Source organism: Nocardia sp. CY15 (assembly GCF_009829295.1).
In the GTDB taxonomy this organism is placed as follows: domain Bacteria; phylum Actinomycetota; class Actinomycetes; order Mycobacteriales; family Mycobacteriaceae; genus Nocardia; species Nocardia sputi.
The window spans coordinates 202,302-218,927 of record NZ_VUOT01000004.1 but is presented as its reverse complement, the minus strand read 5'-3'; the positions used below and the strand labels follow the sequence as shown (position 1 = coordinate 218,927).

Annotated in this window: 10 protein-coding genes; 4 read left to right on the top strand and 6 right to left on the bottom strand. The window is 69.4% G+C overall.

All coding sequences use genetic code 11. The features are described from left to right. The 4 genes from GVY39_RS08900 to GVY39_RS08885 form a co-directional block, all read right to left on the bottom strand. Positions 1-978 (bottom strand): MoxR family ATPase, encoded by a 978-nt coding sequence (locus tag GVY39_RS08900; protein ID WP_159922309.1) that lies wholly within the window; start codon positions 976-978, stop codon positions 1-3. Positions 979-1,045: 67 nt separating this feature from the next. Beyond that, complete coding sequence (locus tag GVY39_RS08895) at positions 1,046-2,137, bottom strand: DUF4129 domain-containing protein (protein WP_159922311.1); 1,092 nt, start codon at positions 2,135-2,137, stop codon at positions 1,046-1,048. Then, entirely contained in the window at positions 2,134-3,006 is an 873-nt protein-coding gene (locus GVY39_RS08890; protein WP_236565344.1) for a hypothetical protein, read from the bottom strand. The genes GVY39_RS08895 and GVY39_RS08890 overlap by 4 nt, the downstream gene beginning before the upstream one ends. Positions 3,007-3,022: 16 nt before the next feature. After that, the gene (locus tag GVY39_RS08885; protein ID WP_159922313.1) at positions 3,023-3,562 is read right to left on the bottom strand and encodes a TetR/AcrR family transcriptional regulator; all 540 of its coding nucleotides are present in this window, start codon (positions 3,560-3,562) and stop codon (positions 3,023-3,025) included. 87 nt (positions 3,563-3,649) lie between these two features. Between GVY39_RS08885 and GVY39_RS08880 the strand changes: the two genes are divergently transcribed. Then, positions 3,650-5,185: an MFS transporter gene (locus tag GVY39_RS08880; protein ID WP_159922315.1), complete on the top strand. Its 1,536-nt coding sequence runs from the start codon at positions 3,650-3,652 to the stop codon at positions 5,183-5,185. A gap of 41 nt (positions 5,186-5,226) precedes the next feature. Here the strand turns inward: GVY39_RS08880 and GVY39_RS08875 are convergent, their stop codons facing one another. Then, positions 5,227-6,840 (bottom strand): adenylate/guanylate cyclase domain-containing protein, encoded by a 1,614-nt coding sequence (locus tag GVY39_RS08875; protein ID WP_159922317.1) that lies wholly within the window; start codon positions 6,838-6,840, stop codon positions 5,227-5,229. A 351-nt stretch (positions 6,841-7,191) separates the two neighbouring features. Continuing rightward, positions 7,192-8,877 (bottom strand): DUF4407 domain-containing protein, encoded by a 1,686-nt coding sequence (locus GVY39_RS08870; protein WP_159922319.1) that lies wholly within the window; start codon positions 8,875-8,877, stop codon positions 7,192-7,194. Between the two features lie 224 nt (positions 8,878-9,101). Here GVY39_RS08870 and GVY39_RS08865 point away from each other — a divergent pair, with 224 nt between their 5' ends. The 3 genes from GVY39_RS08865 (at position 9,102) to GVY39_RS08855 (ending at position 16,531) form a co-directional block, all read left to right on the top strand. Then, positions 9,102-9,677, top strand: coding sequence for a chorismate mutase (locus tag GVY39_RS08865; RefSeq protein ID WP_159922321.1), 576 nt, complete (start codon positions 9,102-9,104; stop codon positions 9,675-9,677). 739 nt (positions 9,678-10,416) lie between these two features. Continuing rightward, positions 10,417-15,069, top strand: coding sequence for a glutamate synthase large subunit (gene gltB / locus GVY39_RS08860; RefSeq protein WP_159922323.1), 4,653 nt, complete (start codon positions 10,417-10,419; stop codon positions 15,067-15,069). Further along, entirely contained in the window at positions 15,062-16,531 is a 1,470-nt protein-coding gene (locus GVY39_RS08855; protein WP_159922325.1) for a glutamate synthase subunit beta, read from the top strand. The genes gltB and GVY39_RS08855 overlap by 8 nt, the downstream gene beginning before the upstream one ends. Positions 16,532-16,626 lie beyond the last annotated feature (95 nt).

Here is a 16,626-nt window from a genome sequence, read left to right as displayed (position 1 = left end):
CTACACCGGGACCGGAACCGACAGCAGCAGCGACGACAGCACGCCCTCGGTGGTCACGCCGTCCAACTCCGCCTCCGGGCGCAGGTGCAGGCGGTGCCGCAACACGGCCACCGCGACGGCTTTCACGTCGTCCGGCGTGACGAACCCGCGACCGTTGAGCCAGGCGAACGCGCGTGAGGCCGCCATCAGCGCGGTCGCCCCTCGGGTGGAGGCGCCGTGCTGCACGGCGGGGGAGGTGCGGGTGGCCCGGCACACGTCGACGGTGTAGGCGAGCACCTCGGGGCTGATCGTCGTCTTCGCGATCGCGGCGCGCGCGGCGCTGATGTGCGCCGGTCCCGCCACGGGACGCAGGCCGGCGGCGGTCAGGTCGCGTGGATCGAAGCCCGCGGCGTGGCGTTGCAGGATGCGGAACTCGTCCTCGCGGCCGGGCAGGTGGATGTCCACCTTGAACAGGAACCGGTCCAGCTGTGCCTCCGGCAGCGGATAGGTGCCCTCCTGTTCGATCGGGTTCTGGGTGGCGACCACGACGAACGGATCAGGCAGCGGCTGCGGCTTGCCGTCCACCGAGACCTGTCGTTCCTCCATCGATTCCAGCAACGACGACTGGGTTTTCGGCGGCGTGCGGTTGATCTCGTCGGCGAGCAGCAGGTTGGTGAACACCGGACCCTGCCGGAAGGTGAACTCGGCGGAATGCGGATCGTAGATCTGCGATCCGGTGACGTCGCCGGGCATCAGATCCGGGGTGAACTGCACTCGCGCGTGGTCCAAGTCCAGTGCGGTGGCCAGCGCCCGCACCAGCAGTGTCTTGGCGACCCCCGGCACGCCTTCGAGCAGCACGTGGCCACGGCACAACAGCGCGAGCACCAGGTACATGACCGCGCTGTCGTTGCCGACCACCGCTTTGCCGATCTCTGCGCGCAGGGCGTGGAACGCGGCGCTCGCCTGCTCGGCCGTCGGGGTGGTCTCGGTGCTGGTCATTCGATCTCCTGTGGTTCGCGGGCGCTCCGGCGCGCGGGGGGCCGGACAAGAATTGGGCGAGAGGGTCTCATCCGACCTCCGATTCGATCCATTCGAGCTGAGCGGCGACCACTTGTAAGGTCCCCGGATCGGGCACGGGGCCGAACAGCGCGGCGCCGATCCGGGCGGGGTCGGCTCCGATGCGAGCGGCGACCACGGCGACGATCCGGTCCGGCGCCGTGTCCGCCGTGATGCCGAGCGGGGAGCGGACGCGGCGCAGCGTGGCCGCCCGCAGCTTCCCGGCGACGTGGTCGTGGTCTTTCGAGCGCCGGTAGAGGGCGGCCTGTCCGGCGAGCAGTTCGTTCGCCGCCACCTCGACCGGACGTGGCTCGCGCACCAGAGCGCCCCGCCTGCGGGCACGCCACCACACCACCAGCGCGGCGGCGATCAGGAACTGCAAGCCGCCGTAGAAGACCGGTGCGAGCAGCCGATCCCAGAGCGGGTCGTCGCCCGCTCCGAAACCGGGGCCGTCGTAGGAGTCGTCCGGCGGAGGGGCGTCGGGCAGATCCGGCGGCGGTTGCGGTTGCGGTGCGGTCGGCGCGCCGCACGATTGCAGTGCGCCGTAGGCCAGCACCAGCAACGCGGCCGTCGCCGCGAGTACGCCCCAGAACCGTGGGTCGCGCAGCAGATTCGGCAGCGGTGGCAGTTTGCGCCTGGTGCGCGGCGCCTTCTCCACCGCTTCGACCTCGGTCGGTTCCGGTGCGGGCGGCGGCGCGGAGGCGGAGAACCGGTCGGCGTATTCCAGCCTGCGGTATTCGTCCTCGGTGGCGCGCCGTCCGCCGTACACGACCTCGTCGAAAGTGTGCGCGGCTGGCTGGATCTCGGTGGCGACCTCGAGCGGCAGCACGGTCGTCACGTCGTCGGCGGTCTCCCGCGCGGTGCGCGAGCGCCGGACCTCGAGCACGCCGCCCTGTTCCAGGCCGCGCAGCACGGCACGGAAGCGTTCTCGCAGGGCACGGTCGAAATCCCGGTGCCGGGCGGCCGTTTCCGCCGCGGCGCGATGGTCGGCGGCGGCGCCGAGCCACGGTGTGCCGGGAGCCGGATCGCCTGCCGTGTGAGGACCTTCGGTCAGAGCGATCTCTACCGGGTCCGGCGCCGGTGGGATCCGCGGATCGCTCATCGCGTCTCCTGCCGGGGGATGCGAATGTCCATTCCCTCCCTGCGGCAACGACGGTCGACGTAGCAGACCACCCGTGCGGAAGCCTCGACCACTTCGCCGAATGCCGTCAGCAGCAGCACCGCCGACGTGGCCAGCACGATGACCGGCCACCGGTGGGTGCCGGAGAAGTCCGAGACGAACAGCGGGATGGCCAGCAACGGGATCGCGAGCAGCCCGTACAGTGCGCGCTGGGCGATCCACAACCCGGTTATCGACCACTCCGCGCCCTCGGCGAGCAGTTTCGCGCGCGCTACGCCGTGGCGGTGCGAGGTGTGCTCGGCGAACAGCACCGGCGCCGCGACCCAGCGGCGGGCGCGCAACCAGCCCAGCCAGATCGCCGCGAGCGGCAGCGTCACGATCAGCACGCCGCCCACCGCGAGGACGCCGAGGCCCACCAGCGTGAACAACAGCTGGAACACCAGCAGCGGGCCGAGGGTCGCACCGAATCGGCGCAGGGCGGTCCGCAGGCCGATCGGTGCGCCGCCGACGGTCGCGAGTCCGAGCGCCACGGTCGTGCCGCGCAACGCGAACCGCAGCAACCACGCACAGGCCGCGGTGGACAGGATCGCCGCCCAGGCGGTGCCGGAGTCGGAGCCCTCGGTCAGCCCGGAGACGCCCGCGGTCACCGCGACGACCACGGCCTCGGCGATGAACAAGCCCGTCACGCCCGATCCGGCCAGGGCCCGGATGTTGGCCTGGATCAGCGCGAACGGCACATCGAGCAGTTCACGGAAACTCAGCGGTCGGATCGGCACCGTCGTTCCAGGAGACCCCGGTACCGGATCTGTTCCCGCCCCGACGGCGCCGGCCGGTTCGGCGGCTGGCAGCACGGGCCGAGTCTAACCGTCACCGCCGCAGCAGGCGGTCCACCACGTGCCGGTAACGGGCCGGATCGATGGACGGAAGGCCCAGCAGCGCGCGCAGGTATACGCCGTCGCCGACCAGCCGGATGATGTCGGCCTGGACCGGGTCGGCGACCTCCTCGTCCAGACCGTCCGACCAGGAGTTCATCAGTTCCACCAGTGCCTGCTGTACCTCGTCGGGCTCCGGTGTGGCATCGATGGTGCGCATGGTCGCGAGCATGGATCGGTAGAGCTCGAGTTCGACCGCTTCCGCGGCGTCGTCCGGGTTCGGCGTCTGGAGGTACCACTCGGCTACCGAGCCGCCTTTGGCGACGGCGCTGTCGAGTTGCTTGCCCGCCCGCTCGGCCAGTCTGCGCACCAAGCCCGCCAGCAGCGCGTCCTTGCTCTTGAAGTGGTAGAGCAGGCCGCCTTTGGAGACGCCCGCCGTGGCCGCGACGTTCTCCAGCGTCACGTGCGACATGCCTTTTTCCAGCAGCAGGGTCTCGAGCGCGTCCAGGATGCGGTCGCGGGTGTCAGCCGTCACGCATTCGACTATACCGTCTGGACGGTCGGTCGATTACTATACCGTCTGGACGGTAAGAAGAATTGACGACGGAAGTCGAGAAAGACCATGACCACCGAGACCGCGCACATCCCCGGACGATCGGCCGGTCCGCCCCGAGCGGGGACCCGCGAGTGGGCCGGATTGTCCGTGCTCGCGCTCGCCTTGCTCCTACTCGCCGTCGACGCGACCGTGCTGGATCTGGCCGTGCCCGCGATCAGCGCCGATCTCGCGCCGACCACGCCGCAACTGCTGTGGATCATCGACGTCTACTCGTTCGTGCTGGCCGGGTTGCTCGTCGTCATGGGCAACCTGGGCGACCGGATCGGGCGGCGCAGGTTGCTGCTGCTCGGCGCGGCCGGATTCGGTATCGCCTCCGCGCTCGCGGCGTGGGCGGTGACGCCGGAGATGCTGGTCGCGGCACGCGTGTTGCAGGGTGTCGCCGGCGCCACGCTGATGCCCGCGACACTGGCCCTGATCAGGTCGATGTTCCTCGAACCGCGCCAGCGGACCGTCGCGATCGCGGTGTGGAGCGCGATGGCGGGCGGCGGCGCCGCGGCCGGACCGCTGCTGGGCGGCTGGCTGCTCGAGCACTACTGGTGGGGTTCGGTGTTCCTGGTGAACCTGCCGGTCATGCTGGTGCTGATCGGTCTGGGTCCGGTGCTGATCCCGGAGTCACGTGATCCGCGGCCCGGTCGCTTCGATCTGGTCAGTGCGGTGCTGTCGATGTCGGCGCTGGTTCCGGTCGTGTACGCGGTGAAGGAGTTCGCGGCGCACGGTCCGAGTCTCGGCACCGCCGTGATCGGCGCGATCGGTGTGCTGGCCGGCGTGTGGTTCGTACGCAGGCAGCGACGGCTGGCGCAACCGATGCTCGACCTGGCGTTGTTCGGGCTGCCGAAGTTCCGTACGGCGGTGCTGACCAATCTGCTGGCGGTGTTCGCGCTGGCGGGTGTGCTGTTCGTCGGCTCGCAGTACCTCCAACTGGTGCTCGGCCGCTCACCCATGCAGGCGGGATTGCTGCTGCTGCCCGGTCTGCTGGCCGGCATGATCGCCTCGCTCGTCGCGGCATGGTTGGTGCGGCGCCTGCGGCCGGGCGCGGTGCTCGGCGGTGCGCTGATGACGGCGGCGGTGGGCGCCGCCCTGTTCGGACTGCTCGGCCCCGACGCGGCCACCAGCACGACCCCTTTCGTGCTCGGCTTCCTGTTCATCGGGGCAGGTGTCGGTGTCGCGCTGACCGTGTCCTCGGATCTGGTGGTCGGCTCGGCGCCGGCCGAGCGCGCGGGCGCGGCCGCCGCGGTGTCGGAGACCGCGTACGAGGCCGGCGTCGCTTTGGGCGTCGCGGTACTCGGCAGCGTGGTCATGGCGATCTTCCGAAACGGTCTCGACCTGACCGGCGTGCCGGGCGATCAGGTCAGCGTCGCCTCCGAATCCCTGGGCGCTGCCACCGCTTTCGCCCGTGAACTGCCGGAAGCCACCGGGAAGGCGTTCCTCGTCTCGGTGCACGAGTCCTTCGTCTCGGGCATCCACTTCGCGGCGATCGGCACCACGTCGATCCTGTTGATCGCCGCGGTGGTGGCGTTCCGATTGCGCAACGCTCGTGCGTAGTGGATCGCACGGCGAACGAGAGCGAGGCGCTGAACCAGTGGTCAGGAGCCGTCCGCGGACCGGGTGCCCGAGTCGGGTGCGTACTCGGTCTGAAGGGGCGGACCGGGAAGCGGCCGCGCGAGCCGGGTCGGGGCGAGGCGGCCGCGCAGGGTGACGGATTCGCCGAGCTGCCAGCGTCCGGCTTCCGGTCCCGCGGCGGCTTCCACCGTGGCGCCGGACGCGAGCAGCAGGCCCTGGTGCTTGGCGAGTTCACACAGGCGAGCGGCCTCGTTCACCGCGTCGCCGATGACGGTGAACTCGTAGCGTTGATGAGCGCCGACATTGCCGGCGACAACTCGCCCCGCGGCCACTCCGACAGCGGCCGCGAAGTCGCCTGCGGTGGTGTCGAGCCGGGCCCGGATCGCGCGGGCGGCCGCCAGCGCCGCACCCGCGGCGTCGGACAACGGCGTCGGCGTGCCGAACACGGCGAGGGCGGCGTCACCTTCGAACTTGTTGATCAGCCCGCCGTGACGTTCCACTTCGTCCACCACGATCCCGAAGAACCGGTTGAGAAGGGCGACCATCTCCGGCGCCGGAATGGTCGCGGCCATCGTCGTCGAGCCGACGATGTCGATGAACAGGGCCGCCGCGTCGGTCTCCACGCCGCCGAGGGTTGGGTCACCCGCCAGCGCGGCCGCGGCGACCTCCCTCCCGACGTGCCTGCCGAACAGGTCCCTGATCTGCTCTCGCTCGCGCAGCCCCTCCACCATGTGGTTGAAACCGCTCTGCAGCTCACCCAGTTCGGTGCCGTCGTAGACGGCCAGCGCGACATCGAGATCGCCGTCCTCGACCTGACGCATCGCCCGGCGCACGCCGAGGATGGGGGCCACCGTCGCGGCCAGGGTCTGCGTCATCAGCAGCAGACCGAACACCAAGGTCGCTCCGCCCAGGGACAGCACACAGACCGCCAGCCGGGCTTTGGTGACGTCGTCCATCACGAGCGCAGAGACCGCGAGCACCATCATCCCGGCCACCGGAACGCCCGAGCCGACCACCCAGACCACCAGTGCGCGTCCGAAGACGCCGATGCCGCGGCGTCGGCCGGAAGCCGCGGCTTCCAGCACCCGGGCCGTGACGGGACGCAACGCGAACTCGATGATCAGATAGCTGTTCGCGCAGACCACGATGGCGCTGATCGCGATGCCGAACGCGACCTTCGGAATCAGCCGCGGCTCGGCCAGGCCGTACAGCGTCGTCAGCAGGACGAGTCCGCCGAACCACAGCAGCGCTTGATCGCGTACCAGCCTGCGCGGTATCGCCGTGGTCGCGGCCTGCTCCTCCTCGGTCGGGACGCGCTCCGGGTCGGTGGCCCACCGCAGCGCACGCAGCCCGCGCGTGGTGCCCCACCAGAGTCCGATCAACAGCGCGCAGGCGGCGTACAGCGGTGCGGCGAGCACGTCGAGCAGTAGGAGGTCGCGGCTGAACACCGACGGCCCCGGCAGTACGAAACCGACCAGGACGATCGACACGACCATGCCCGTCAGGTTTCCCAGCAGAGTGGGGACGGTGAGCAACAGCTGGATGCGGACCCGTCGCAGCCCCGAGGACTCCTCAGCGGACCCGAGCAGTCGCGACCCCCATGGCGCCGCGGCGAGCGTCGCCTCCCTGTGTTGCATGGGTGAAGCGTAGGCCGCCCGGCGACCCACCGCCGCCGGTCGTGCCCGCCCTGGCGTGGCCCGCGCTCAGGGCGGTCGAGCAGCCCATCCGACGCGGCGCGTTCGACTTCGCGCCGCACAGCGGCGGGCCAGGGAGCGGCTGCGCCGATCGAACGAGCAGTTCGTCCGCCGGTAGGCAATCGACGCTTCACGTGGCTGCCCCCGCTCTCGCCGCCACAGACCGAGCGGCTCGACCGCCAACTGTTGCGAGCTGGTCAGCGGCCCGGCGGGATCGGAGCCGGGAAGTTCTGCGCGGCGGCCGAGCAGTTCATTCCGGTGGGTGCTGGTGAGCCGGGGCGTTGGATCGCTGCCTCAGCGGCCCGGCGGCAGTTCGCGGCGGTCGGAGCCGGGGAGTTCAGGGCGCTGCTGTCCCGGCAGCTCTTCTCGGCGGGCGCCGGTGGGCAGACCGTAGCCCGCGGCGCCGGTCGGCGGAAGCGAGGAGTACCGAGGGGTCGGCGGCGCGGTGTAGTCGGCGTCGACAACGGTTGCAGCGACGTGCTGGGCGTGCGCGATCTCGGGCGAGCCGGGCTGAAATGGGTAGCCGACGGCCTGCGGATGCGAACTCTGGCCGTCGACGGTGACCTTGCGGGTGCGCCGCAACGTGAAGGTGATCTCCTCGACTTCCTCGAATGCCTGCCGCGCGGTACGCAGCGGATGCGTCGCCGTGTCGAGCGCGTTGGCGACGAACGACGGGACCAGCGGCCGGATGAAACGGGCCGCGGTGTCGGTGAACGGCACCGTGCCGATCAGCGGCAACTCGAGACCGCCGCCGCTGGGCGGCGCCGCCGGTGTGGCGGCGACGGTCACGGGGGCCGGTAGGTTCGGCGTCACCTCGGGGGGCATGGCGCTGTCCTTTCGATCGTCCGCCGTAGCGGCGGGAAGTTCGGGGCGGCGCGGCGGCTCGGTGATACCGATCTCGATGCCGCCGATGGCCGCGATGATGCGAGTGCGCTGCCGCTCCCGGTCGATGGCCGAGTCCGCCTCCACCGCGAGGCGGGCGGCGGTGAGCTGCTGTTCGGCGCGCAGGGCCTCGGCCTCGGCGCGCACTTCGGCCTGCTTGACCGCGATAACCGCATCGGCTTCGCGCTCGGCGCGGTCGTACACCGTGCGCGCCGCGTTGTGCCGGTCGAACGACGTCTCTCCCCGCCACCATCGCAGCACCAGAGGCAGCAGGGCCAGCGTGACGAACGCCCCGATGAGGAGAACGCGCAGCGGCGGCGCGTCGTGCACCGTGTAGTCGTTCATCGCTTGCCAGCGCGCGCCGAGCCCTCGGTCGGCGTCGTCGAAGGCGGCGGTTCGTGCGGCCGAGAGGTCGTTCTGATCGGCGGCGATCCGGCGGTCGGCGGCGTCGACCCGGCCCTGCGCGGCGGCGAGCTGCTTGCGGGCGTCGTCGAGCATGTCGTTGGCCGTCTGCGTCTCCGGGCCGCGGCCGGGCACACCGGTGATCCTGGTGCGGGGGCACTCCGGGGCCGGGTTGTACTCGCAGCGGGCGATCACGAGGGCCTGGTCGATATCCGTCTGTGCCTTGCCGATCGCCGGTTCGAGGGCAGCCCGGTCGGCTTTCGCCCGGTCCAGTTCGCCCTGCGCCGCGACGACCCGTGGCGCCGAGTCCACCGACCGTTGCGCCTTCTCGTCCAGCAGCCGATCGACGGACCCGCTGAACAGCACGACCGCGGCGAGTTCGGCGATCAATCCGCCCGCCAGCACGGCCACCGCGACGCGCGCGGTCATCCCGAGCCGATCCGGTCCTCCGCTCGGCCGCGCCGTGGCCAGAGCCCGCGCGAGCGTGCCGGTCAGTGTGGCGACCAGGATGCCCGCCGCGAGCGCGACCCACCACGGCCACGTGGACGCCGCGACCGCGGCGCCGACCGCACCGGAGATCGTCGCGAACAACGCCACCACAGCGCCGGTGACCGCATACCCGGCGCGCTCGTGGCGATCGGTGATCGCGCTGGTCCGACCCCCGCCGAGCCAGGTGAACAAGCCGGTGACGGTCATCGGAATGCACATCCTCTACGTCCCAGGCGCTTTCGCGGGCGCGACGAAACTGTCACGGATTCGTTGTGACAGCGTGACAGGCGCGCCGGGCTCGCAGCGAGCAGGGGCGGCCGGATGTGTCCAGGCTCACAGATCGTCCGAAGCGGGACGGGGCGTGGCGGGTGGATGCGCCTACGCTGGCGCGGTGATTCCGTTCCGTGCGAGCCATCTCGGGAGGTCAGGGCGTGCGCAGAGTCGGGTTGACGTTGCTGGCCGCGGCGTTGCTGATGTGGCCGGCTAGCGCAGGGGCCGCCCCGGCCGATCGGTCACTGGACCGGCTGGTCGCCTTGGTGGTCGAGCGCTTGGACACCGCCGACGCGGTGGCCGCGGCGAAGTGGATGGCCGCCGGTGAGCGCGGCATCGAGCCGACCATCGATGATCCGGCCAGAGAAGCGGAGGTCTACGACGCGATGGCCCGGTTCGGCAACGGTCGCGATCTGCCGGAGAATTGGGTGCGGCAGGTGTTCTTCGGACAGATCGAAGCCAGTAAGACGGTGCAGCGCGGATTGATACTGCGGTGGCGTTTCGACCCCGCCGCCGCGCCCACCGCACCGGCAGGCCTCGCGTCGGTGCGCCCGATCATCGACCGGGTGAACGTCGAGATCCTCGACGAGTTGACCGCGCGCCGGGCCGAACTGGTCGCGCCGGACTGCCCGGAGCGATTGGCCCGCAGCGTCTTCGGTGTGTTCACCACCGGCCGCGGCGACGCCCTGCACCGGGCGGCGCTGGTGCGGGCCTCCGCATCGCTCTGCCCCGTGTAGTGCCGGTCGGCGCCGCCCGGAGGGCCGTGCCGGAAAGATGTGTCCAACACCACTTCCCGATATTTGCTGGTTATGTGCTGAATCCCACATCGGACAAAAGAGTCCGGACGGTCGGATCCTATTAACGGCATGTCACACCCGTGTCGTAAATATCTCACCGGCCGGATCTCCGAGTTAGCCGCCGCCACATGGTTTGCCGGGCACCGGCCGGGGGAAATCCATTTCGATGCAGGTGAGGGCGGTTTCCCGGCCTGGTGAGGAAGGTCTCGGGTCGGTGTCGCGCGTCGGTTTCCCCAGCTGGCACCGGGTGCCATGGGGATCGATCGCACGGCAGGCGCTGCTTTACACTGGACAACGCGCACACGTGGAGGACCCAATGCAGAAGCCCAGCTAAACCTGGTTATTAGCGAAACCTAAGTTGGTTGGGCCCTGGACCTGACTTATCGTTTGCTCTTACGCCGAACACAGAACGTTCGGCTACCTCGCCCGCTCGGGCAGCCCCTAGCCGGTGCTCAGCGTAGCGGGAGGGCACCTGCTCGGAGGTAAGGATCTTGTTAGGAATCCGTTACCGAAGGGCACCCACTACGTCACAGAAGCGGGTGGAAACAACTGCAGACCTGACTGCACGCCGAAGACCATCAGCGCGGCTGGCTTCGGAACGTACGGGCGCAGTCTTGTACGGAGGCGTTCGACGAAAGGCCGTTTTTCTTCGAAGGCCCACTTTCTTGAAGGCAGAGGCATGACGCAACTTCCTGGCCACCGGTCACCTGGACCCATGGGGCTCTACGACCCGGCGAACGAGCACGACGCCTGCGGCGTCGCATTCGTCGTCGACATGCACGGCCGCCGCAGCCGCGACATCGTCGACAAGGCTATTACGGCTCTGTTGAACCTGGAGCACCGTGGCGCCGCGGGCGCCGAGCCCAACAGTGGCGACGGCGCGGGCATCCTGATCCAGGTCCCCGACCGCTTCTTCCGCGCCATCGTGGATTTCGAGTTGCCTCCGGAGGGCTCCTACGCCACCGGTATCGCCTTCCTCCCGCAGGCCCGTCGCGAAGCCGCGCGCGCCGCCTACGGTGTGGAGAAGATCGTGAAGGAAGAGGGTCTCGAGGTCCTCGGCTGGCGTGAGGTGCCGATCGACGAGTCCTCCCTCGGCGCCCTGGCGCGCGACGCCATGCCGACCTTCCGGCAGATCTTCATCGCCTCGCCGAAGAACGCTTCCGATCCGCTGTCGGATATGGATCTGGAGCGCCGCGCCTATGTCGTGCGCAAGCGGGTCGAGCGCGAACTCGGGTCGGCCGGTGCGGGTGAGGGCGCGGTCGGCAGGGAGTCGGTCTACTTCCCGAGCCTGTCCGGGCAGACCTTCGTCTACAAGGGCATGTTCACCACGCCGCAGCTGCGCGCGTTCTACCTGGATCTGCAGGACTCCCGCGTGGAGAGCGCCCTGGGCATCGTGCACTCCCGGTTCTCCACCAACACCTTTCCCTCCTGGCCGCTGGCGCACCCGTTCCGCCGGGTGGCGCACAACGGTGAGATCAACACCGTCACCGGCAACGAGAACTGGATGCGCGCCCGCGAGGCGCTGCTGCGCAGCGATGTCTTCGGCGTCGACTCCGCGGGCAAGAACCGGCTGGAGAAGATCTTCCCCATCTGTACCCCGGGGGCGAGCGACACCGCCCGGTTCGACGAGGTGCTGGAACTGCTGCACCTGGGCGGCCGCAGCTTGCCCCACGCCGTGCTGATGATGATTCCCGAGGCATGGGAACGCAACGAGACCATGGATCCGCGGCAGCGGGCCTTCTACGAGTACCACTCGATGCTGATGGAGCCGTGGGACGGCCCCGCATCGGTGTGCTTCACCGACGGCACCGTCGTCGGCGCCGTGCTCGACCGCAACGGCCTGCGGCCCAGCCGCATCTGGGTGACCGACGACGGCTTGGTCGTGATGGCCTCCGAGGTCGGCGTGCTGGACATCGACCCGTCCAAGGTGGTCAAGAAGGCGCGTCTGCAGCCGGGCCGCATGTTCCTGGTCGACACCGCCCAGGGCCGCATCGTCGGCGACGACGAGGTCAAGTCCCAGCTCGCGGCCGAGCACCCGTACCAGGAGTGGCTGGACGCGGGTGTCTCCCGCCTCGCCGACCTGCCCGACCGCCCGCACGTGCACATGTCGCACGACCGCGTGCTGATCCGTCAGCAGATCTTCGGATACACCACCGAGGAGCTCAACCTGCTGATCTCGCCCATGGCCAAGACCGGCGGCGAAGCGCTCGGCTCGATGGGCACCGACACTCCGATCGCGGTGCTCTCGGCTCGCCCGCGCCTGCTGTTCGACTACTTCTCCCAGCTGTTCGCGCAGGTCACCAACCCGCCGCTGGACGCGATCCGGGAAGAGGTGGTCACCAGCCTCAAGCGCAACATCGGCCCGGAGGCCGACCTGCTGCACCCGGGGCCGGAGTCCTGCAACATGATCGCGCTGGAGCAGCCGATCCTGGACAACGACGAGCTGGCCAAACTCGTCCACATCAACGACGACGGATCGCACCCCGAGTTGCGCTCGGTGGTCGTGCGTGGCCTGTACCCGGTGAAGAAGGGTGGCAAGGGTCTGCGCAAGGCGCTGGAGGCGATCAACACCCAGGTGTCGGCCGCCATCGACGGCGGAGCGCGGATCATCGTGCTGTCCGACCGCGAGTCCAACGAGAAGCTGGCGCCGATCCCGTCGCTGCTGCTCACCTCGTCGGTGCACCACCACCTGGTGCGCGAGCGCACCCGCACCATGGTCGGCTTGGTCGTGGAGGCCGGTGACGCCCGCGAGGTGCACCACATGGCCACCCTGGTGGGCTTCGGCGCCGCCGCGATCAACCCCTACATGGCCTTCGAGACCATCGAGGACATGCTCGAGCGCGGCGCCCTGGAGATGCCGGGTAGCACCGGCGATCTTGCCGCCGACTACCGCAAGGCGGTCGCCAACTACAACAAGGCCGCGGGCAAGGGCGTGCTCAAGGTGATGTCCAAGATGGGCATCTCCACCCTGGCCTCCTACAACGGCGCCCAGCTGTTCCAGGTGATCGGCCTGTCGCAGGACCTGGTGGACGAGTACTTCACCGGTCTGCGCTCGCACCTGGACGGCATCGGCCTGGACGAGATCGCCGACGACGTCGCGCAGCGGCACCGGGTCGCCTTCTTGGAGAACCGCAACGAGCGCGCGCACCGCGAACTCGAGGTCGGCGGTGAGTACCAGTGGCGGCGCGAGGGCGAATACCACCTGTTCAACCCGGACACGGTGTTCAAGCTGCAGCACGCCACCCGGTCCGGTCAGTACTCGATCTTCAAGGAGTACACCAAGCTCGTCGACGACCAGTCCGAGCGGCTGGCCTCGCTGCGCGGTCTGTTCAAGTTCAAGCACCGGGCGCGCAACCCGATCCCGATCGAGGAGGTCGAGCCGGCTTCGGAGATCGTGAAGCGGTTCTCCACCGGCGCGATGAGCTACGGCTCCATCTCGGCCGAGGCGCACGAGACGCTGGCGATCGCGATGAACCGCCTCGGCGGCCGGTCGAACTCGGGTGAGGGCGGCGAGTCGCCGTCGCGCTTCGAGCCGGAGGAGAACGGCGACTGGCGGCGCAGCGCGATCAAGCAGGTGGCCTCCGGCCGCTTCGGCGTGACCGCGCACTACCTGACCAACTGCACCGACATCCAGATCAAGATGGCCCAGGGCGCGAAGCCCGGCGAGGGCGGGCAGCTTCCGGCGCACAAGGTGTATCCGTGGGTCGCCGAGGTGCGGCACTCGACGCCGGGTGTCGGCCTGATCTCGCCGCCGCCGCACCACGACATCTACTCGATCGAGGATCTGGCGCAGCTGATCCACGACCTGAAGAACGCCAACCCGCAGGCGCGCATCCATGTGAAGCTGGTCGCCGAGCCGGGCGTCGGCACCGTCGCGGCGGGCGTCTCCAAGGCGCACGCCGACGTCGTGCTGATCTCCGGTCACGACGGCGGCACCGGCGCCTCGCCGCTGACCTCACTGAAGCACGCGGGCGGTCCCTGGGAGCTCGGTCTGGCCGAGACCCAGCAGACGCTGCTGCTCAACGGGTTGCGCGACCGCATCGTCGTGCAGGTCGACGGCCAGATGAAGACCGGTCGCGACGTGATGATCGCCGCGCTGCTCGGCGCCGAGGAGTACGGTTTCGCCACCGCGCCGCTGGTGGTCTCGGGCTGCATCATGATGCGGGTCTGCCACCTGGACACCTGCCCGGTCGGCGTCGCGACGCAGAACCCGGTGCTGCGCGAGCGCTTCACCGGCAAGCCGGAATTCGTCGAGAACTTCTTCCTGTTCATCGCCGAAGAGGTCAGGGAGCTGCTGGCCCAGCTGGGCTTCCGCACGCTGGACGAGGCCATCGGCCGGGTCGACCTGCTCGACACCTCCAAGGCCAAGCAGCACTGGAAGGCCAGCAAGCTGGACCTGTCGCCGATCCTGGACGACGTCGAGACGGCGTTCATGTACCAGGACCGCCGCTGCACCAAGTCCCAGGACCACGGCCTGGACAAGGCGCTGGACCAGCAGCTGATCGTGCAGAGCCGCGACGCGCTGGAGCGTGGTCAGGCGGTGAAGTTCGAGACCAAGATCACGAATGTGAACCGCACCGTCGGCACCATGCTCGGGCACGAGGTGACCAAGCTCTACGGCGGCGCGGGCCTGCCCGACGACACCATCGACATCACCTTCACCGGGTCGGCGGGCAACAGCTTCGGCGCTTTCGTACCCGCGGGCATCACGCTGCGCGTGCAGGGTGACGCGAACGACTATGTCGGCAAGGGCCTTTCCGGCGGCCGGCTGGTGGTGCGCCCGTCGCTGGACGCGCCCGGCGAGTTCGCCTCGGAGCAGAACATCATCGCGGGTAACGTGATCCTGTTCGGCGCAACCAGCGGTCAGGTCTTCCTCAGCGGTGTGGTCGGCGAGCGGTTCGCCGTGCGCAACTCCGGCGCCACCGCGGTGGTCGAGGGTGTGGGCGACCACGGCTGTGAGTACATGACCGGTGGCCGGGTGGTCATCCTCGGCGAGACCGGACGTAACTTCGGCGCCGGTATGTCCGGCGGCGTGGCGTTCGTCTTCGACCCGAACGGTACCTTCGCCGCGAAGCTCAACCCCGAGCAGGCCGACGCCGTCGAGCAGCTGGCCGGTGACGACTTCACCTGGCTGCACGACATCATCACCCAGCATCGTGACCAGACGGGTTCCGCGGTGGCCGATCGCATCCTGAGCGATTGGTCGCAGCAGGTGAACCACTTCGTGAAGGTCATGCCGCGCGAATACAAGAAAGTTTTGCTCGCCATCTCCGAAGCTGAGAAGAGCGGCAAGGACGTGGACGAGGCGATTATGGAGGCCGCACGTGGCTGACCCCCAGGGTTTTCTGAAGCACACTGCACGGGAACTGCCCAAGCGGCGACCGGTGCCGCTGCGCCTGATGGACTGGAAAGAGGTCTACGAGGAGAACTTCTCCCATCAGACCCTGCGCACCCAGGCCAGCCGGTGCATGGACTGCGGTATCCCGTTCTGTCACAACGGCTGTCCGTTGGGGAACCTGATCCCCGAGTGGAACGACTTGGTCTACAAGGACCACTGGCGCGAAGGCATCGACCGGCTGCACGCGACCAACAACTTCCCGGAGTTCACCGGGCGGTTGTGCCCCGCGCCGTGTGAGGCGTCCTGCGTGCTCGGTATCAACCAGGATCCGGTCACGATCAAGCAGGTCGAGGTCGAGATCATCGAGAACGCCTTCGACGAGGGCTGGGTGACCCCGGTCTACCCGACCCGCCTGACCGGCAAGAAGGTCGCCGTCGTCGGTTCCGGCCCGGCCGGTCTGGCCGCCGCGCAGCAGTTGACCCGCGCCGGGCACACCGTGACCGTGTTCGAGCGAGCCGACCGCATCGGAGGTCTGCTGCGCTACGGCATCCCGGAATTCAAGATGGAGAAGCGCTTCATCGACCGCCGTCTGGCGCAGATGGAGGCCGAGGGCACCATCTTCAAGACCGGCGTGAACGTGGGCGTGGACATCACCGCCGAGCAGCTGCGCGAGCGGTACGACGCGATCGTGCTCGCCGGTGGCGCCACCCTGGCGCGTGACCTGCCGATCCCGGGCCGCGACCTGGACGGTATCCACCAGGCCATGGAGTTCCTGCCCTGGGCCAACCGGGTGCAGCACGGCGACGACGTCACCGACGAGGAGGGGCTGCCGCCCATCCACGCGAAGGGCAAGAAGGTCGTCATCATCGGCGGAGGCGACACCGGCGCGGACTGCTTGGGCACCTCGCACCGGCAGGGCGCGGCGAGCGTGCACCAGTTCGAGATCATGCCGCGTCCGCCCGAGGAGCGGGCCGACTCGACCCCGTGGCCGACCTACCCACTGATGTACCGGGTTTCCTCGGCGCACGAGGAGGGCGGCGAGCGGGTGTTCTCGGTGAACACCGAGCGCTTCGTCGGCGCGGACGGTAAGGTGACCGGTCTGGACGCGCACGAGGTCAAGATGGTCAACGGCCGCTTCGAGAAGGTCGAGGGCACCGACTTCACCCTCGAGGCCGACCTGGTGCTGCTGGCCATGGGCTTCGTCGGTCCCGAGAAGCCGGGCCTGCTCACCGATCTCGGCGTCGGCTACGACCAGCGCGGCAACGTGCAGCGCGACAAGAACTGGGCGACCAACGTTCCCGGCGTCTTCGTCGCGGGTGACATGGGTCGCGGCCAGTCGCTCATCGTCTGGGCCATCGCCGAAGGCCGCGCCGCGGCCGCGGGCGTCGACCGGTACCTGGAAGGCGAGACCGCCCTTCCGGCGCCGATCACCCCCACCATGGTGGCTCAGCGCTAGATCCCCTCTCTTACCGGAGCGGAAACAAAGGCGCCTGTGGACAACTTGTCCGCAGGCGCCTTTTCGCGGTCGACCGCCGGTTTCGCCCGGTTGCC